The following is a 19063-nucleotide window of genomic DNA, read 5'->3' on the forward strand; positions in this document are numbered from 1 at the left end:
GAAGTTGCGCTCTCGTGTTCCCGCAATAAATCTTTGCGGTAATACGTAAAACAACGATTTTCGACAATTTGGGTGCATTAACGACTATGGCAGCTAGCGAAGGCACGCACGCTCTGGATCCGTCCGAGTACATTGCGCACCACTTGCAGAACTTCTCCACCGCGCATCAGACGTCGATCGTCGATTTCCACGTATGGAATCTCGACACGCTGTTCTGGTCGATCGTGTGTGGCCTCGTGACCATCCTCGTGTTGCGTCTCGCAGCACGCAAGGCAACGCCGGGCGTACCGGGCCGTTTCCAGTGCCTGATCGAAATGGTCGTCGAAATGGTCGAAGACCAATCGAAGGCCGTGGTTCGCGGCAACCGCACGTTCATCGCGCCGCTCGCGCTGACGGTGTTCGTCTGGGTGCTGCTGATGAACTCCCTCGACTTCCTGCCGGTCGACCTGCCGGGCCGCGTGATCAACTTGCTCGGCCTGTCCGGCGTGATCTCCTATCACCGCATCGTCCCGACCGCCGACCTGAACGGCACCCTCGGCATCGCGCTGGGCGTGTTCGTCCTGATGATCTACTACAGCATCAAGATCAAGGGCGTCGGCGGTTTTGCCCACGAGCTGGTGTCGGCACCGTTCGGCGCGCATTGGGCGCTGTGGATCCCCAACCTCGCGTTGAACATCGTCGAATACATCGCCAAGACCGTTTCGCTCGGCATGCGGCTGTTCGGCAACATGTACGCAGGTGAGCTGGTGTTCCTGCTGATCGCGCTGCTGGGCAGTATCTGGAGCTTCGGCGGCGATGCAACGGTTCTTGGTTTCGTCGGCCATGTGATCGCGGGCAGCGTCTGGGCAATCTTCCACATCCTGATTGTTCTGTTGCAGGCATTCATCTTCATGATGCTGACGCTGGTGTATCTCGGCCAGGCGCACGAAACGCACTGAGTGCGTGACGGGCAGGCAGTTTCGTTTTTCGGTTTTTTAAATCTCTAGTTCCAAGTCTTTTCAAATAGGAGTGATCATGCAAGCTTTCATCGCCAACATTCAGGGTCTGACCGCAATCGGTATCGGCATCATCATCGGCCTGGGTGCCGTCGGCGCCTGTATCGGTATCGGCCTGATGGGCGGCAAGTACATCGAAGCCTGCGCACGTCAGCCGGAACTGATCAACCCGCTGCAAACGAAGATGTTCCTGCTGGCCGGCCTGATCGACGCTGCATTCCTGATCGGTGTTGGTGTGGCAATGCTGTTCGCATTCGCGAACCCGCTCCTGTCGAAGCTCGCAGGTTAAGGTTCACCGGAAATTTTGCGCTCGCACATAGCGGGCGCAGGGCGGAACGGAGATCCCGGGCGCTGATCGGATGCAACTCGATGAGCGCCTCACCGTTTCATTTTCCCGGATAGCAGACTAAGGAAACACCGTGAATCTCAACGCAACCCTGTTTGCGCAAATGGTCGTGTTCCTGATCCTCGCGTGGTTCACGATGAAGTTCGTGTGGCCGCCGCTGATCAACGCACTCGACGAACGCGCGAAGAAGATCGCCGACGGCCTGGCCGCCGCGGAAAAGGGCAAGGCGGAACTCGAAGCGGCACACAAGGCCGCGGACCAGGAACTCGCGCAGGCTCGCACCGACGGCCAGCAGCGAATCGCCGACGCTGAAAAGCGCGCGCTCGCCGTTGCCGAAGAAATCAAGACGAATGCGCAGGCGGAAGCCGCTCGCATCGTTGCCCAGGCGAAAGCCGACGCCGCACAGCAAATCGTGAAGGCTCGTGAACTGCTGCGCGCGGATGTCGCGACGCTGGCGGTCAAGGGCGCCGAACAGATCCTGAAGCGCGAAGTCGATCAGGCGGCCCACGCCGAACTGCTGACTCAACTGAAAGCCGAGCTCTGATCATGGCCGAATTTGCAACCATTGCCCGCCCTTACGCAGAAGCGCTGTTTCGCGTGGCCGAGGCTGGTGACGTCGCCGCCTGGTCCACGCTCGCAGGAGAGCTGGCCCAGGTTGCGCAACTGCCCGAAGTGCTGTCTGTCGCGTCGAACCCGAAGGTCGGGCGCGCACAGGTCGCCGAATTGCTGCTCGCCGCGGTGAAGTCGCCGCTCGCCGGCAGCGCGGAAGCGAAGAACTTCGTGCGGATGCTGGTCGACAATCATCGCATCGTGCTGCTGCCTGAAATCGCGGAGCAATTCGACGCACTGAAGAACGCGCGTGACGGCGCGGCGGACGTGACCATCGTCAGCGCGTTCCCGCTCGAAGGCGCGCAGCTCGCCGAGCTGGTCGCAAGCCTCGAACGGAAGTTCGGTCGCACGCTGAAAGCCACGGTTGAAATCGACGCGTCGCTGATCGGCGGTGTGCGCGTGACGGTGGGTGACGAAGTGCTCGATACCTCGGTCCGCGCGCGGCTCGCGAGCATGCAAGCCGCATTGACCGCTTGAGCGCCGCAGCCGGCACGCAACAGAATTGAACATCAGGAGCGAATATGCAACTCAATCCCTCTGAGATCAGCGAGCTGATCAAGAGCCGGATCCAGGGCCTGGAAGCGAACGTCGACGTTCGCAATCAAGGCACCGTGATCTCCGTGACGGACGGCATCGTGCGCATCCACGGCCTGTCGGACGTGATGCAAGGCGAAATGCTCGAATTTCCGGGCAACACGTTCGGCCTCGCGCTGAACCTCGAGCGCGACTCGGTCGGCGCCGTGATTCTGGGCGACTACGGCCACATCAGCGAAGGCAACATCGTCAAGACGACGGGTCGCATCCTGGAAGTGCCGGTCGGTCCGGAACTCATCGGCCGCGTGGTCGATGCGCTCGGCAACCCGATCGACGGCAAGGGCCCCGTCAACGCCAAGGCGACCGACGCGATCGAAAAGATCGCCCCGGGCGTGATCTGGCGTCACGGCGTGTCGCAGCCGGTGCAAACCGGCATCAAGTCGATCGACGCGATGGTGCCGATCGGCCGCGGCCAGCGTGAGCTGATCATCGGCGACCGCCAGACGGGCAAGACCGCCGTCGCGATCGACACGATCATCAACCAGAAGGGCAAGGATCTCGTCTGTATCTACGTCGCGATCGGCCAGAAGGCCTCGTCGATCATGAACGTGGTGCGCAAGCTCGAAGAAACGGGCGCGATGGAGTACACGATCGTCGTGTCGGCATCGGCTTCGGATTCGGCTGCCATGCAGTACCTCGCACCGTACGCCGGTTGCACGATGGGCGAATACTTCCGCGATCGCGGTCAAGACGCCCTGATCATCTATGACGATCTGACCAAGCAAGCCTGGGCCTATCGCCAGATCTCGCTGCTGCTGCGCCGCCCGCCGGGCCGCGAAGCGTACCCCGGCGACGTGTTCTATCTCCACTCGCGTCTGCTCGAGCGTGCGGCTCGCGTCTCGGAAGAGTACGTCGAGAAGTTCACGAACGGCGAAGTGAAGGGCAAGACGGGTTCGCTGACGGCGCTGCCGATCATCGAAACGCAGGCAGGCGACGTCACGGCATTCGTGCCGACCAACGTGATCTCGATCACGGACGGCCAGATCTTCCTGGAAACCGACCTCTTCAATGCAGGCATCCGTCCGGCAATCAACGCCGGTATCTCGGTGTCGCGAGTCGGTGGCGCTGCGCAAACGAACGTCGTGAAGAAGCTGTCGGGCGGTATCCGTACCGACCTCGCACAGTATCGTGAGCTGGCTGCGTTCGCGCAGTTCGCCTCGGACCTCGACGCCGCCACGCGCAAGCAGCTCGAACGCGGCCGCCGCGTGACGGAACTGCTCAAGCAGCCGCAATACCAGCCGCTGCAGGTCTGGGAACTGTCCGTCGCGCTGTTCTCGGCAAACAACGGCTACCTCGACGACGTCGAAGTGAAGGACGTGCTTGCCTTCGAAAAGGGCCTGCGCGAATACCTGAAGGCCAGCCACGCCGACCTGATCAAGCGTATCGAAGACAACAAGGCTTTGTCGAAGGAAGATGACGGCGCGCTGCACGAAGCGCTGAAGTCCTTCAAGAAGTCGGGTGCCTATTGATCCGCGAGGGACACCTCGAAGCGGTGCGACGCGCGTAAGCGCTGACGCCCCGCTTCGGTCAAGGAGCAAGCAATGGCTGGAATGAAGGAAATTCGCGGCAAGATCAAGAGCGTGCAAAACACGCGCAAGATCACCAAGGCGATGGAAATGGTCGCGGCATCCAAGATGCGCCGCGCGCAGGAACGCATGCGCGCTGCCCGTCCGTACGCCGACAAGGTCCGCGCGATTGCTGCTCACATGAGCCGCGCGAACCCGGAATACCGCCACCCGTTCATGGTGGCGAACGACGATGCCAAGACGGCCGGTGTGATCCTCGTCACGACCGACAAGGGTCTGTGCGGTGGCCTGAACACGAACGTGCTGCGCGCGACGGTCAGCAAGCTGAAGGAACTCGAGAAGCAAGGCCAGAAGTTCGAAGCCACGGCCATCGGCAGCAAGGGCCTCGGCTTCCTGAACCGCTTCGGCGGCAAGGTGGTCTCGCAGGTCGTCCATCTGGGCGACACGCCGCACCTCGACGCGCTGATCGGCGCGGTGAAGGTGCAGCTCGATGCGTACTCGGAAGGCAAGCTGTCGGCCGTGTACATCGCCTACACGCGTTTCATCAACACGATGAAGCAGGAGTCGGTGATCGAGCAACTGCTGCCGCTGGCGGCCGAGCACTTCGAGAACGGCGAAGACGGCACGCCGTCGACCTCGTGGGATTACATCTACGAGCCGGATGCGCAGGCCGTGGTGGACGAGTTGCTGGTGCGTTACGTCGAGGCGCTCGTGTATCAGGCCGTGGCGGAAAACATGGCGTCCGAGCAATCGGCGCGAATGGTCGCGATGAAGGCTGCGTCCGACAATGCGAAGACCGTGATCAGCGAGCTTCAGCTGTCGTACAACAAGAGCCGTCAGGCAGCGATCACGAAGGAACTGTCTGAGATCGTCGGCGGTGCCGCCGCTGTTTAAGCGAGTCAGCGACTGTCGCCTCGAAACTGCGCCCTTGCGCGAGTAAAGAATCAGGTATTGAAAGGAAAAGCGATGAGTACTACTGCTTTGGTAGAAGGCAAGATCGTACAGTGCATCGGCGCCGTTATCGACGTGGAATTCCCGCGCGACCGCATGCCGAAGATCTACGACGCACTCATTCTGGAAGGTTCGGAACTGACGCTCGAAGTCCAGCAACAGCTGGGTGACGGCATCGTTCGTACCATCTGTCTGGGCGCATCCGACGGCCTGCGCCGCGGCGTGCTGGTGAAGAACACCGGCCTGCCGATCTCGGTGCCGGTCGGCAAGCCGACCCTCGGCCGCATCATGGACGTCCTCGGCCGTCCGATCGATGAAGCCGGCCCGATCGTGAGCGAACACACGCGCTCGATCCACCAGAAGGCACCGGCGTTCGACGAACTGTCGCCGTCGACCGAACTGCTCGAAACCGGCATCAAGGTCATCGACCTGGTGTGCCCGTTCGCAAAGGGCGGCAAGGTGGGCCTGTTCGGTGGTGCCGGCGTGGGCAAGACCGTCAACATGATGGAGCTCATCAACAACATCGCGAAGGAACACGGCGGTTACTCCGTGTTCGCGGGCGTGGGCGAGCGTACCCGTGAAGGGAACGACTTCTACCACGAAATGAAGGACTCCAACGTTCTCGACAAGGTCGCGCTGGTCTACGGCCAGATGAACGAGCCGCCGGGCAACCGTCTGCGCGTCGCGCTGACCGGCCTGACGATGGCCGAGCACTTCCGTGACGAAGGCCTCGACGTGCTGTTCTTCGTCGACAACATCTACCGTTTCACGCTGGCCGGTACCGAAGTGTCGGCACTGCTCGGCCGTATGCCGTCGGCCGTGGGCTATCAGCCGACGCTGGCAGAAGAAATGGGCAAGCTGCAGGAACGCATCACGTCGACCAAGACGGGTTCGATCACGTCCGTTCAGGCCGTGTACGTCCCTGCGGACGACTTGACCGACCCGTCGCCGGCCACCACCTTCGGCCACTTGGACGCTACCGTCGTGCTGTCGCGTGACATCGCCTCGCTGGGTATCTACCCGGCAGTCGATCCGCTCGACTCGACCTCGCGCCAGATCGACCCGAACGTGATCGGCGAAGAGCACTACACGATCACGCGTCGCGTTCAGATGACGCTGCAGCGCTACAAGGAACTGCGCGACATCATCGCGATTCTGGGCATGGACGAACTGTCGCCGGACGACAAGCAAACGGTCGCCCGCGCACGGAAGATCCAGCGTTTCCTGTCGCAGCCGTTCCACGTCGCCGAAGTGTTCACGGGTGCGCCGGGCAAGTACGTGCCGCTGAAGGAAACGATCCGCGGTTTCAAGATGATCGTCGACGGCGAGTGCGACCACCTGCCGGAACAGGCGTTCTACATGGTCGGCACGATCGACGAAGCCTTCGAAAAGGCCAAGAAGATCCAGTAAGGGTTCGATGAGCTGCGGCGGCGCAAGCCTGCCGCGGTTCGTTTTACCTGCCGAGCATGGGATGGAGGCCGGCGCGCCAGCGCCGGTTTTCATCGACAGGAGTCCATATGGCAACCATCAAAGTAGACGTCGTCAGCGCGGAAGAGCAGATCTTCTCGGGTCAGGCGAAGTTCGTCGCGCTGCCGGGCGAATCGGGTGAGCTGGGCATTCTGCCGGGCCACACGCCGCTCATCACCCGGATTCGTCCGGGTGCGGTGCGCATCGAATCGGAAAGCGGCGCGGACGAGTTCGTGTTCGTCGCCGGCGGCATCCTCGAGGTGCAGCCGGGTGCCGTGACCGTGCTCGCCGACACCGCGATCCGCGGCAAGGATCTCGACAGCGCGAAGGCGGAAGAAGCCAAGCGCCGTGCAGAGGAAACGCTGCAGAACGCGAAGTCGGACATCGACCTCGCCAAGGCCCAGTCGGAACTCGCGACGGCCATGGCGCAGCTCGAAGCGATCCAGCGTCTCGCGAAGATCCGCAGCAAGAACTGACACGCCGGCGCCTTGCGCGCAGGCAGGAAGAAGCAGCCTTCGGGCTGCTTTTTTTTGTCCGGCGCCCGTGCATCGCCGCTGATGGCCAGGCGCGCTAACCCCGATGTCAGCCGACTGTCAGGCAGGGCAGAATGGTTCGATCAAGGCTTGGTCGGAGACAGCGATGGCGGAGAATCAAGGCGATCGGGGCGATGACGGCGCAGCAGACGACGTCAACAACGCAGGCAGCCTGAACGGCGGCGATCGTTCGGATGAGGCAGGCGAGGGCGGCAAGGCCCGTGAAAACGGCATCGCCCCACGCGACGGCCTGTCCCACGTCCGTGGCGCAACCACGCCCGCGTTGAGCCACGCCACCGTCGGCCGCTTCCTGGCCGACACCATCGCGCGCTTTCCCGACCGTCCGGCCGTGGTGTTTCGCGAGCAGGGCGTGCGCTGGAGCTGGCGCGAATTCGGCGACGAGGTCGATGCGCTGGCCGCTGCGCTGATCGAGCTGGGCATCGCGCCGGGCGAGCGCGTTGGCATCTGGGCGCCGAACCGCGCCGAATGGCTGCTGACTCAGTTCGCCACGGCCCGCATCGGCGCGATCCTCGTCAACATCAATCCGGCCTACCGGCTCGCCGAACTCGATTACGCGCTGAACCAGGTCGGCTGCAAATTGCTGATCGCGGCCGAATCGTTCAAGACCTCGCACTACACGCTGATGCTGCGCTCGCTCGCCCCCGAGCTCGACACGCACGCGCCTGGCATGCTGCGCGCCGAACGCGTGCCGGCACTGCGCACGGTGGTGTCGATGAGCGAGGCGGCGCCGGCCGGCATGCTGCGCTTCGCGGATCTGATCGCACACGGCCGCACCTTGCGCGAGCACGCCGGGCTCGACGTGCTGGGCGCGGGTTTCGCCGATACCGATCCGATCAACATCCAGTTCACCAGCGGCACCACCGGCAGCCCGAAGGGCGCAACGCTGACGCACCGGAACATCGTCAACAACGCCCGCTCGATCGCCAGCGTGATGCGGCTGACCGAGCAGGACGCACTCTGCATCCCGGTGCCGCTCTATCACTGTTTCGGCATGGTGCTGGCGGTGCTGGCCTGCGTGTCGGTTGGCGCGAAGATGGTGTTCCCCGGCGCGGCGTTCGATCCGCTCGCCACGCTCGACGCCGTGCAGGCGGAACGCTGCACCGCGCTGCACGGCGTGCCGACCATGTTCATCGCCGAACTCGATCACCCCGAATTCGGCCGCTTCGACCTGCGCTCGTTGCGCACCGGCATCATGGCCGGCTCGCCGTGCCCGATCGAGACGATGAAGCGCGTGGTGGCCGAGATGCACATGGCCGAGGTCACGATCGCCTACGGCATGACGGAAACCAGCCCCGTGTCGTTCCAGAGCACCACCACCGATTCGCTCGAGAAGCGCACCACCACGGTCGGCCGGATCCAGCCGCATCTGGAGGCGAAGATCGTCGATGCGAGCGGTGCCACCGTGCCGGTCGGCGAAACGGGGGAGCTGTGCACGCGCGGCTATTCGGTGATGGCCGGCTACTGGGGCGACGAGGCACGCACGCGCGAGGTGATCGTGGACGGCTGGATGCACACGGGCGACCTCGCGACGCTCGACGCGGCGGGCTTCTGCAACATCGTCGGGCGGCTCAAGGACATGTTGATCCGCGGCGGCGAGAACATCTACCCGCGCGAGATCGAGGAATTCCTGTTCCGCCATCCGAAGGTGCAGAGCGCGCAAGTGTTCGGCGTGCCGGACGCGAAATACGGCGAGGCAGTGTGCGCGTGGATCGTGCTGCGCGCTGGCGCCACGATGGACGAAGCGGAACTGCGTGCCTATTGCGACGGCCAGATCGCGCACTACAAGGTGCCGCGCTACGTGCGCTTCGTGGACGCTTTGCCGATGACCGTGACGGGGAAGGTGCAGAAGTTCGTGATGCGCGAGGCGATGATCGACGAACTGGGGCTGACGCAGCAGAAGACGGCGTAAAAACTGGCGCTTGCGTTTGCTATGGACGAAAAAAAGCGGGCTCATAAGCCCGCTAAAAACCACACGCTACGGGGTTAGCGCGAGGAGACCAAAGGTGGAAGCAATCGGCATGTGCCGATCACGATTCCAACAAGGATGCCCCTAAGAAGGGATTCGGTATGAAACCGACGATCTATTCATTGTGCTTTGTATCCGCTCACACGCTGCACAAGAAGGACCACATCCGTGTTGAAACCGTGAGAACCATTGTGGGCGAATTAGAGGGCCTGCGCGGTAACAAAGTGTATCCGGTTGTAACGCCCGCCAGATAAGGCGATGCGGGATTTTTTACTCCGCCGGAAGTCTAAAAGCAGGGTCATTTTTACCGCCTTTTCCGCTGATCTTTTTGCGTAATTATTTTGTTTTTCCATCAGGTTCCGAATAGTCGTTCCCGCACTGAACAAATTTGTAATTTGATGGGTAAGGATAATCTCTCGTTTTTCGACGGGAAACAATCCTGCCGATCGGCCAATGTGTCGCCGTGGTGCGCAATCGCGCGGGCCTGGGCGGACACATTCCGCGCGGTGGCAGGGTCGGGCCGGTGCCGGCGAACGCTGCAAGGCAGCGGCAAATCTTGCCGCCGAGGCGAGGCAGCCGGCCCGAGCCGTTGCGAGGTGACTGCCGCTCCCGTGGTTACTTTCCCCGTGGGTCGTAAGGAACCGAAACAGAGCGCGGCGGCGGCTCGCGCGCTTACTTCAGCCAAGTGTCCGTCACGGCCTGGAATTCGCCGGTTTCGTGGGCGAGGTGCAACCATTGGTCGACGTACTGCTGAAACACCACGTCGCCGCGCGGCACCATGTACGCCTTCTCGCCGAACTGGAACGGCTGGTCCGGGTGCACCGAGCACAGGCCGGGGTTGAGCTTTTGCTGGAGCAGGGTTTCGGACGCATCGGTCACCATCACGTCGGCGTGGCCGTCGAGGATCTGGCGGAAGATCGTCACGTTGTCGGGATAGACGGTCAATTGCGCGTGCGTCAGGTACTGGCGCGCGAAGCGCTCGTTGGTGCCGCCTGGGTTCACGATCACGCGCGTCGACGGCCGGTCGATCTGCTCGACGCGTTGGAAGCGCACGGCGTCGGCGCAGCGCACGATCGGCGTCTTGCCGTCCTTGACGGTGGGCTGGGTGAAAAAGGCGCGGCGCTGGCGGTCGAGCGTGGTGGAGATGCCGCCCACCGCGATGTCGCAGTGCGCGACGAAATCGTCGGTCAGCGTGCGCCAGCTCGTCTTGACGAACGTGGTCTTCACGCCGAGCGAGCGCGCAAGCGATTCGGCCAGCTCGATATCGATGCCTTCGAAGCGGCCGTCGGGGCGGTAATACGTATAGGGCCGATAGTCGCCCGTGGTGCAAACCCGCAGCGTGCCGCGCGCGAGCACCGTGTCGAGCCGTGAGGCCGGGGCCGGGGCGGCAACAATCGGGGCCGTCGCGTCGGGGGCGGCATCGGTCGCCGCATGGGCCGCGCCGCCGGCGAGCGTGGCCCATGCGGCCAGCGCCAAGGCGGCCAGACGCGTTGAAGCGGGAACGGAAGCAAGGCGGCGCGGGCGCGCACGGCGGGCGGCAATCATCGATCTGTCTCCGGAATCGGCGAGGGGCGGCGTGCGGTGCGAGCTGTGCGCGCCGGATGTCGTATGGGGCACGATGATAACGGCGCGCCGCCTCCGGCGGGCGGCTCCGGTAGAATGCCCGTTTGCCCCCGCTTGGTCGCTCATACCGTGGCTCATAACCTGCTCAACGATACCTTCCTGCGCGCGCTGCGGCGCCAGCCGACCGACTACACGCCGATCTGGCTGATGCGCCAGGCCGGCCGTTACCTGCCCGAGTACAACGCCACGCGCGCGCGTGCCGGCAGCTTCCTCGGCCTCGCGAAGAACCCGGAATACGCGACCGAGGTGACGCTGCAGCCGCTCGAGCGCTTTCCGCTCGACGCCGCGATCCTGTTCTCCGACATCCTGACGATCCCCGACGCGATGGGCCTCGGCCTCGAATTCCTGGCCGGCGAAGGGCCGAAATTCGCGCACCCGGTGCGCACCGAGGCCGATGTCGCCAAGCTCGCCGTGCCCGACATCGGCGCGACGCTGGGCTACGTGACCGACGCCGTGCGCGAGATCCGCCGCGCGCTGACCGATGCGCAGGGCCGTCAGCGCGTGCCGCTGATCGGCTTCTCGGGCAGCCCGTGGACGCTCGCCTGTTACATGGTGGAAGGCGGCGGCTCGGACGATTTCCGCACCGTGAAATCGATGGCCTACGCGCGGCCCGACCTGATCAAGCAGATCCTCGACGTCAACGTCGACGCGGTGGCCGCCTACCTGAACGCGCAGATCGAAGCGGGCGCGCAGGCCGTGATGATCTTCGACACCTGGGGCGGCGCGCTGGCCGATGGCGCTTACCAGCGCCTGTCGCTCGACCCGATCCGCCGCGTGGTGGCCAAGCTCAAGCGCAGCCACGACGGTGAGCAGGTCCCGGTGATCACCTTCACCAAGGGCGGCGGCCTGTGGCTCGAAGAGATCGCGGCCAGCGGCGTGGATGCGGTCGGCCTCGACTGGACGGTCAATCTCGGCCGCGCACGCGAGCGCGTGAACGGCGCGGTGGCGCTGCAAGGCAACCTCGATCCGACCATCCTGTTCGCGCCGCCGGCCACGATCCGCATGGAAGCCCGCGCGGTGCTCGACAGCTACGGCAACCACCCGGGCCACATCTTCAATCTGGGCCACGGCATTTCGCAATTCACGCCGCCCGAAAGCGTCGCGGAACTGGTGGACGAAGTGCATCGCCATAGCCGCACGCTGCGCGCCGGCTCGCTCGGCTGAACGCCGGGAAGGCACCGGCAGACCCTGCCGGCGCCGCTTCAATCAGGGTTCGATCAGCCGCTTGCGATGCTGCGTTGCAGCGCGCGGCGGCCGTGGCCGCCAGCGTAATCGGGGCGCAGGTGCCCGCCAAGCGGCACTTTCCGGCTTGTCAAGACTTGACTTATGCACATTTTGCTCGTTGCGGCGCGGTAGAGCGCCTCGTCCACAAAATGCCCATGCTATTGCGTTGAAAATCGGATAGCAGCCTTGCTGGGCAAGGCTCCGCGACAGGCGGTCCGATGTCTCGAAAAGCAGCGTCCGGCACGCGGGGAAGCCAGTTTGGGACAGTCAAGATCGAGTTCTCAACAAAGTTATCCACAGGGCGAGTCGGCTTCCGCTGATTCCTAATCAGAATCCGAAACTTAGCGCCGAAAGTGATGTTTTACTTTAACTTCGCTCCGCCGGCCGTGAGCCGGCCGTCGATCGCGCCGCCAGGCACGCCGGGCGGCCGATGAGCGGCGATCTCTACGTGCGCGTCGCGCTCGACCATCCGCTGCAGACGCTGTTCGACTACCGCTATCGCGGCGCGGTGCCGCCGCAGGTCGGCATGCTGGTGCAGGTGCCGTTCGGAAAGCGGCTGGCCGTGGGGCTTGTCTGCGAAGTCACTACTCACTCTGAGGTGCCCGCGAACCGCCTGCGCGAGGTGGTCGAGCTGTGCTCGGAACTGCCGCCGCTGGGTGACGCGTGGCTCGATCTGGTCGCGTTCGCGGCCGATTACTACCAGCGCGGGCGCGGCGAGGTTGCGCTGCCGGCGCTGCCGCAGGCGCTGCGCGATGCCTCGCGCTGGGGCCGCCTGCTCGCTCCCGAAATCCGTTACCGCCTGCTGCCGGCCGGCCGCGAAGCGCTGCCCGACGCCCTGCCCGCGCGCGCCGCCGCGCTGCGCCGGCTCGCGCAGGCGCTGCTCGACGAAGCCTCGCTGACGCTGCCCGAGCTGCGCGCGCTGCACCCGAAGGCGCAGGCCACGCTCGACGCCTGGTGCGAATCGGGCTGGGCCGCCTGCGATGAAATTTCGGTGGCCGACGCCGGTGGACAAGCGGTGGATAACCGGGTGTCCGCGCCTGTGCCCCCGGCGCTGAACCCCGAGCAGACCGACGCGCTCGATGCGATCCGTGCCGCGCGCGGTTTCGCGCCGTTCCTGCTGCATGGCGTGACCGGCAGCGGCAAGACCGAGGTGTATCTGCATGCGCTCGCCGCGCTGCTCGACCAGCGGCCCGGCGCGCAGGCGCTGGTGATGGTCCCCGAAATCAACCTGACGCCGCAGTTCGAGGCGGCGTTTCGCGCGCGCTTCGCGGCCGTGCTGCCGCCCGACGCAATCGTCACGCTGCACAGCGGGCTGGCCGAGGGCGAGCGCGCGCGGCACTGGCTCGCCGCCCACACCGGCCGCGCGCGCATCGTGCTCGGCACGCGGCTCGCGGTGCTGGCCTCGCTGCCCGCGCTCGCGATGATCGTGGTGGACGAGGAGCACGAGCCGGCCTACAAGCAGCAGGAAGGCCTGCGCTATTCGGCGCGCGACCTTGCCGTCTGGCGTGCCAAGCGGCTCGACATCCCGGTGGTGCTCGGCTCGGCCACGCCGTCGCTGGAAAGCTGGTGGCAGGCCGAACAGGGCCGCTACACGCGGCTCACGCTGTCGCGCCGCGCGGTGGCCGACGCCGTGCTGCCCACCGTCAAGCTGATCGATCTCCAAGAGGAGCGGCGGCGCGGGCGCGCCTCGATCGGCGGGCTGTCCGGGCCGCTGGTCGCGGCGCTCAAGGGCCGCCTCGAACGCGGCGAGCAGAGCCTGATCTTCCTGAACCGCCGCGGCTACGCGCCCGCATTGGCCTGCGACGCCTGCGGCTGGGTGGCCGGCTGCCCGCGCTGCAGCGCCTACGTGGTGCTGCACAAGCCTGAACGCGCCCTGCGCTGCCACCATTGCGGCTGGGAATCGCGCATTCCGCATGCGTGCCCCGAGTGCGGCAACGTCGACGTCGCGCCGCTCGGCCGCGGCACGCAGCGCATCGAGGAGACGCTGATCGAGGCGGTGCCCGGTGCGCGAATCCTGCGCATCGATGCCGACAGCACGCGCCGCAAGGGCAGCGCCCAGGCGCTGTTCTCCGAGGTGCACGCGGGCGAGATCGATATCCTGGTCGGCACGCAGATGATCGCGAAGGGCCACGATTTCCGGCGCGTCTCGCTGGTCGGCGTGCTCAATGCCGATACGGCGCTGTTCTCGGCCGACTTCCGCGCCACCGAGCGGATGTTCGCGCAACTGATGCAGGTCAGCGGCCGAGCCGGCCGCGCCGGGCTGCCCGGCGAGGTGCTGATCCAGTCGCGCTACCCGCGCCACGCGCTCTATCACGCGCTGTCGCGCCACGATTACGTGGGCTTCGCGAGCGCCACGCTGGCCGAGCGCCGCGACGCGCACCTGCCGCCGTTCGTCTACCAGGCGTTGCTGCGCGCCGAGGGCCGTACCATCGACGCCGCGCTGGCGTTCCTGCAGGCCGCCGCCGCCGAATTGGCGACGCTGCCGGGCGCCGAGCGCGTGACGGCCTACGACGCGGTGCCGATGACGATCGTCAAGGTGTTCAACGTGCACCGTGCGCAACTGCTGGTCGAAAGCGCCTCGCGCGCGGTGTTGCAACACGTGCTGGCGGCGTGGCAACCGCGCTTGCGCGAATTGAAGGGCGTGTTGCGATGGAGTGTCGAGGTCGACCCGCTCGACATCTGACCGAACCACGCCGCCGCACCGAAATCGTGGCGTGTCGGTGCGACGGCGCACTCGATTCGGCACACCGGCGTAAGAAAACGATGCCACCCGACATGCCTCGAAGTGGTGCAACCGCCGCGTCGGCTGGCCGGTTTCCCATTGCACTCGCGCGCCGGAACGGTTGCGCATGTCATCGTCACGGCGTTGTCCAATCTCTCATTCATCTTCCACACTGCCTTGTCGCAGAAGGCCCGCCGCCTGATTGGCGATAGCCGGCACTCACATCGCCCCACGCACGCAAGCCGTCGCAAGCGAGTTTCACCATTCCGGTGCATACCCGATTGCGCGGGTGGCACTTTTGTGGACTAAGGGAAAGTACTGATCCGGCGAATGCTTGGCGACAGCCGGTTGCAATGCTCTAATGCATTGATTCAAAAGAATTTTGTAAAGGTGCAACCGGATCGTCGAATCGGTTGCACCTTTTTATTGTGTGGCATAGGATTCCGCGAGTCTCATATTCACGCGACCGCCGGCTCCGGCCTGGCACAGAAGGAATCATGGCAAGCACCACCCTAGGCGTCAAAGTCGACGATCTGCTCCGTTCGCGTCTCAAGGACGCGGCCGCGCGGCTGGAGCGCACTCCCCACTGGCTGATCAAGCAGGCGATCTTCGCGTACCTGGAAAAGATCGAGCACGGCCATCTGCCGGCCGAACTGTCGGGCCGCAGCGGCTTCGCCGAGCTGGCCGATGGTCAGGAGCAAGACGACGGCGCCCCGCATCCGTTCCTCGAATTCGCGCAGAGTGTGCAGCCGCAATCGGTGCTGCGCGCCGCAATCACGGCGGCTTACCGCCGTCCGGAGCCGGAGTGCGTGCCGTTCCTGCTCGGCCAGGCGCGCTTGCCCGCCAATCTCGCGTCCGACGTGCAATCGATGGCGACCACGCTGGTCGAGGCGCTGCGCACCAAGAGCTCGGGCGGCGGCGTCGAGGGGCTGATTCACGAATTCTCGCTGTCGAGCCAGGAAGGCGTCGCGCTGATGTGCCTGGCTGAAGCGCTGCTGCGCATTCCCGACCGCGCCACGCGCGACGCGCTGATCCGCGACAAGATCAGCAAGGGCGATTGGCGCTCGCACATGGGCCAGGCGCCGTCGCTGTTCGTGAACGCGGCCACCTGGGGCCTGATGATCACCGGCAAGCTGGTCACCACCAACAGCGAGACGGGCCTGTCGTCGGCGCTCACGCGCCTGATCGGCCGCGGCGGCGAGCCGCTGATCCGCAAGGGCGTGGACATGGCGATGCGCCTGATGGGCGAGCAGTTCGTCACCGGCGAAACCATTTCCGAGGCGCTGGCCAACAGCCGCAAGTACGAAGCGCGCGGCTTCCGCTACTCGTACGACATGCTCGGCGAGGCGGCCACCACGGAAGAAGATGCGCAGCGCTACTACGCATCCTACGAACAGGCGATCCACGCAATCGGCAAGGCCGCCGGCAGCCGCGGCATCTACGAAGGCCCGGGCATCTCGATCAAGCTTTCGGCGCTGCACCCGCGCTACTCGCGCGCGCAGCAGGACCGCACGATGAGCGAACTGCTGCCGCGCGTGCGCGCGCTGGCGCTGCTCGCGCGCCGCTACGACATCGGCCTGAACATCGATGCCGAGGAAGCCGACCGCCTCGAAATCTCGCTCGACCTGCTCGAAGCGCTGTGCTTCGATCCGGAGCTGGCCGGCTGGAACGGCATCGGCTTCGTGGTGCAGGCGTACCAGAAGCGCTGCCCGTTCGTGATCGACTATCTGATCGACCTCGCGCGCCGCAGCCGTCACCGTTTGATGATCCGTCTCGTGAAGGGCGCGTATTGGGATTCGGAAATCAAGCGTGCACAGGTGGACGGCCTCGAAGGCTATCCGGTCTACACGCGCAAGATCTACACCGACGTGTCGTACGTCGCCTGCGCGAAGAAGCTGCTCGGCGCGCCCGATGCGGTGTATCCGCAGTTCGCCACGCACAACGCGCACACGCTGTCGGCCATCTATCACCTGGCCGGCCAGAACTACTACCCGGGCCAGTACGAGTTCCAGTGCCTGCACGGCATGGGCGAGCCGCTGTACGAGGAAGTCACGGGCCGCGACAAGCTGAACCGTCCGTGCCGCGTGTACGCCCCGGTCGGCACGCATGAAACGCTGCTCGCCTACCTCGTGCGCCGCCTGCTCGAAAACGGCGCGAACACCTCGTTCGTGAACCGCATCGCCGACAAGGCCGTGCCGGTCAAGGAACTGGTGGCCGACCCGGTCGACGAAGCCGCGAAGATCGTCCCGCTCGGCGCGCCGCACGCGAAGATCCCGCTGCCGCAAGGCCTGTACGGCGACTCGCGCGCCAATTCGATGGGCCTCGATCTGTCGAACGAGCATCGTCTGGCGTCGCTGTCGTCGGCGCTGCTGACCAGCGCGCATCACCCGTGGCGCGCCGCGCCGATGCTGGCCGACGAGGCGCTGTCCGACGCCCCGGCGCGCGACGTGCGCAACCCGTCCGATCAGCGCGACGTGGTGGGCACCGTCAGCGAGGCGACCCCGGAACACGTGAGCGCCGCGCTCGCGCATGCCGTGTCGGCCGCGCCGATCTGGCAGGCCACGCCGGTCGAAGCGCGTGCCGATTGCCTGGCGCGCGCCGCCGATCTGCTCGAAGCGCAGATGCATACGCTGATGGGCCTGGTGATCCGCGAGGCGGGCAAATCGCTGCCGAACGCGGTGGCGGAAATTCGCGAGGCGATCGACTTCCTGCGCTATTACTCGGCGCAGATCCGCGACGAATTCTCGAACGACACGCACCGCCCGCTCGGGCCGGTGGTGTGCATCAGCCCGTGGAATTTCCCGTTGGCGATCTTCATGGGCCAGGTGGCCGCGGCGCTGGCCGCCGGCAACACGGTGCTGGCCAAGCCCGCCGAGCAGACCCCGCTGATCGCGGCGCAGGCCGTGCGCCTGCTGCGCGAGGCCGGCGTGCCGGCCGGCGCGGTGCAACTGCTGCCGGGCGACGGCGAGACGGTGGGCGCGGCGCTGGTGTCGGACTCGCGCACGCGCGCCGTGATGTTTACCGGCTCGACCGAAGTCGCGCGCCTGATCAACAAGGTGCTGGCCGCGCGCCTCGACCCGGACGGCAAGCCGATCCCGCTGATCGCCGAAACCGGCGGCCAGAACGCGATGATCGTCGACTCGTCGGCGCTCGCGGAACAGGTGGTGGCCGACGTGATGAACTCGGCGTTCGATTCGGCCGGCCAGCGTTGCTCGGCGCTGCGCGTGCTCTGCCTGCAGGACGACGTGGCCGATCGCACGCTCACCATGCTCAAGGGCGCGATGCACGAGCTGACGCTGGGCAACCCCGATCGCCTGTCGACCGATGTCGGCCCGGTGATCGATGCCGAGGCGAAGCAAACGATCGACACCCACGTCGCCGCGATGAAGGAAAAGGGCCATGCGGTCACGCAGTTGCCGATGCCGGCCGGCTGCGCGCAGGGCACCTTCGTGCCGCCGACGCTGATCGAGATCGGCAGCATCGACGAACTGAAGCGCGAAGTGTTCGGCCCGGTGCTGCACGTGGTGCGCTACCGCCGCAGCGCGCTCGACAAGCTGCTCGACCAGGTGCGTTCGACCGGCTACGGCCTGACGCTCGGCATCCACACGCGCATCGACGAAACCATCGCGCACGTGATCGGCCGCGCGCATGTGGGCAACATCTACGTGAACCGCAACGTGGTGGGCGCCGTGGTGGGCGTGCAGCCGTTCGGCGGCGAAGGCCTGTCGGGCACCGGCCCGAAGGCCGGCGGCGCGCTCTATCTGCAACGTCTGCTGGCCACGCGCCCGGCCGGCCTGCCGAAGGCGCTGGAATCGTCGCTGATCGTCGATGCGCCGGTGGCGGGCGAGTCGGGTGATAATCCGTCGTCGGCGCTGACCGCGCTGCGCGACTGGCTGATCGAACAACGCGAGCCGGCGCTCGCCGCACGCTGCGAAGGCTACCTGTCGCGCGTGCTGGCGGGTGCCACGGCGGTGTTGCCGGGGCCGACGGGCGAGCGCAACACCTACACGCTCGGCCCGCGCGGCACGGTGTTGTGCATCGCGGCAACGGCGAAGGGCGCGCGTGCGCAGTTCGCTTCGGTGCTCGCCACCGGCAACCGCGCGCTGTTCGCGGGTGCGGCCGGCGAAGCGTTGGCCGCGGCGCTGCCCGCTTCGTTGAAGTCGTATGCGGCGGTGCGCAAGCAGGCCGACGCGGCGTTCGATGCGGTGCTGTTCGAAGGCGACAGCGACGAGTTGCTGGCGCTGGTGAAGGAAGTCTCGCAACGTCCCGGCCCGATCGTATCGGTGCAGGGCGTGGCGGCCGGCGCGTTCGAGAACGGCGACGAAGATTACGCGTTGGAGCGGCTGCTGACGGAGCGCTCGGTGAGCGTGAACACGGCGGCAGCCGGCGGCAACGCCAATCTGATGACGATCGGCTGAGCGATCCCGGCTGGTTGGCATGACGAAACGGAAGCGGCAAGGCAAACCCGAAGCCGCTCCATCTACCC

14 protein-coding genes are annotated in these 19063 nt (G+C 65.6%); 12 read left to right on the forward strand and 2 right to left on the reverse strand.

Features of this window, described 5'->3' with window-relative positions:
• Positions 1-86 precede the first annotated feature (86 nt).
• The 9 genes from atpB to AB4850_RS32765 all read left to right on the forward strand — a co-directional run bounded on the left by atpB (position 87) and on the right by AB4850_RS32765 (position 8951).
• On the forward strand, positions 87-938 hold the full coding sequence (atpB, locus tag AB4850_RS32725) for a F0F1 ATP synthase subunit A (protein WP_414443532.1): 852 nt from the start codon (positions 87-89) through the stop codon (positions 936-938).
• A 76-nt stretch (positions 939-1014) separates the two neighbouring features.
• Complete coding sequence (atpE, locus tag AB4850_RS32730) at positions 1015-1284, forward strand: F0F1 ATP synthase subunit C (RefSeq protein ID WP_013696170.1); 270 nt, start codon at positions 1015-1017, stop codon at positions 1282-1284.
• A 130-nt stretch (positions 1285-1414) separates the two neighbouring features.
• The gene (locus AB4850_RS32735; protein WP_414443533.1) at positions 1415-1885 is read left to right on the forward strand and encodes a F0F1 ATP synthase subunit B; all 471 of its coding nucleotides are present in this window, start codon (positions 1415-1417) and stop codon (positions 1883-1885) included.
• A gap of 2 nt (positions 1886-1887) precedes the next feature.
• Positions 1888-2427: a F0F1 ATP synthase subunit delta gene (locus tag AB4850_RS32740; RefSeq protein WP_414443534.1), complete on the forward strand. Its 540-nt coding sequence runs from the start codon at positions 1888-1890 to the stop codon at positions 2425-2427.
• A 44-nt stretch (positions 2428-2471) separates the two neighbouring features.
• Complete coding sequence (gene atpA / locus AB4850_RS32745) at positions 2472-4013, forward strand: F0F1 ATP synthase subunit alpha (RefSeq protein WP_414443535.1); 1542 nt, start codon at positions 2472-2474, stop codon at positions 4011-4013.
• 72 nt (positions 4014-4085) lie between these two features.
• Positions 4086-4964: a F0F1 ATP synthase subunit gamma gene (gene atpG, locus AB4850_RS32750; RefSeq protein ID WP_414443536.1), complete on the forward strand. Its 879-nt coding sequence runs from the start codon at positions 4086-4088 to the stop codon at positions 4962-4964.
• A gap of 72 nt (positions 4965-5036) precedes the next feature.
• Entirely contained in the window at positions 5037-6431 is a 1395-nt protein-coding gene (atpD, locus tag AB4850_RS32755; RefSeq protein WP_414443537.1) for a F0F1 ATP synthase subunit beta, read from the forward strand.
• A gap of 107 nt (positions 6432-6538) precedes the next feature.
• Positions 6539-6964 carry a F0F1 ATP synthase subunit epsilon gene (locus tag AB4850_RS32760; protein ID WP_206125680.1) on the forward strand — a complete coding sequence of 142 codons (426 nt, stop codon included), beginning with the start codon at positions 6539-6541 and terminating at the stop codon, positions 6962-6964.
• Between the two features lie 163 nt (positions 6965-7127).
• Positions 7128-8951 carry an AMP-binding protein gene (locus AB4850_RS32765; RefSeq protein ID WP_414443538.1) on the forward strand — a complete coding sequence of 608 codons (1824 nt, stop codon included), beginning with the start codon at positions 7128-7130 and terminating at the stop codon, positions 8949-8951.
• A gap of 257 nt (positions 8952-9208) precedes the next feature.
• On the opposite strand, the gene AB4850_RS32770 is transcribed toward AB4850_RS32765, so the two are convergent.
• Both AB4850_RS32770 and AB4850_RS32775 read right to left on the reverse strand, forming a co-directional pair.
• Complete coding sequence (locus tag AB4850_RS32770; RefSeq protein ID WP_414443539.1) at positions 9209-9445, reverse strand: hypothetical protein; 237 nt, start codon at positions 9443-9445, stop codon at positions 9209-9211.
• A 235-nt stretch (positions 9446-9680) separates the two neighbouring features.
• Complete coding sequence (locus AB4850_RS32775) at positions 9681-10553, reverse strand: transporter substrate-binding domain-containing protein (protein WP_414443540.1); 873 nt, start codon at positions 10551-10553, stop codon at positions 9681-9683.
• A 147-nt stretch (positions 10554-10700) separates the two neighbouring features.
• On the opposite strand from AB4850_RS32775, the gene hemE reads away from it, so the two are divergent.
• The 3 genes from hemE (at position 10701) to putA (ending at position 18995) form a co-directional block, all read left to right on the forward strand.
• A complete protein-coding gene (hemE, locus tag AB4850_RS32780) occupies positions 10701-11795 on the forward strand; it encodes a uroporphyrinogen decarboxylase (RefSeq protein ID WP_414443541.1) in 1095 nt (364 codons plus the stop codon).
• A 490-nt stretch (positions 11796-12285) separates the two neighbouring features.
• Entirely contained in the window at positions 12286-14538 is a 2253-nt protein-coding gene (locus AB4850_RS32785) for a primosomal protein N' (protein ID WP_414443542.1), read from the forward strand.
• A gap of 536 nt (positions 14539-15074) precedes the next feature.
• A complete protein-coding gene (gene putA, locus AB4850_RS32790) occupies positions 15075-18995 on the forward strand; it encodes a trifunctional transcriptional regulator/proline dehydrogenase/L-glutamate gamma-semialdehyde dehydrogenase (RefSeq protein ID WP_414443543.1) in 3921 nt (1306 codons plus the stop codon).
• Positions 18996-19063 lie beyond the last annotated feature (68 nt).

The sequence above is a fragment of the Burkholderia sp. 22PA0106 genome, assembly GCF_047497155.1.
Classification (GTDB): Bacteria; Pseudomonadota; Gammaproteobacteria; order Burkholderiales; family Burkholderiaceae; genus Burkholderia.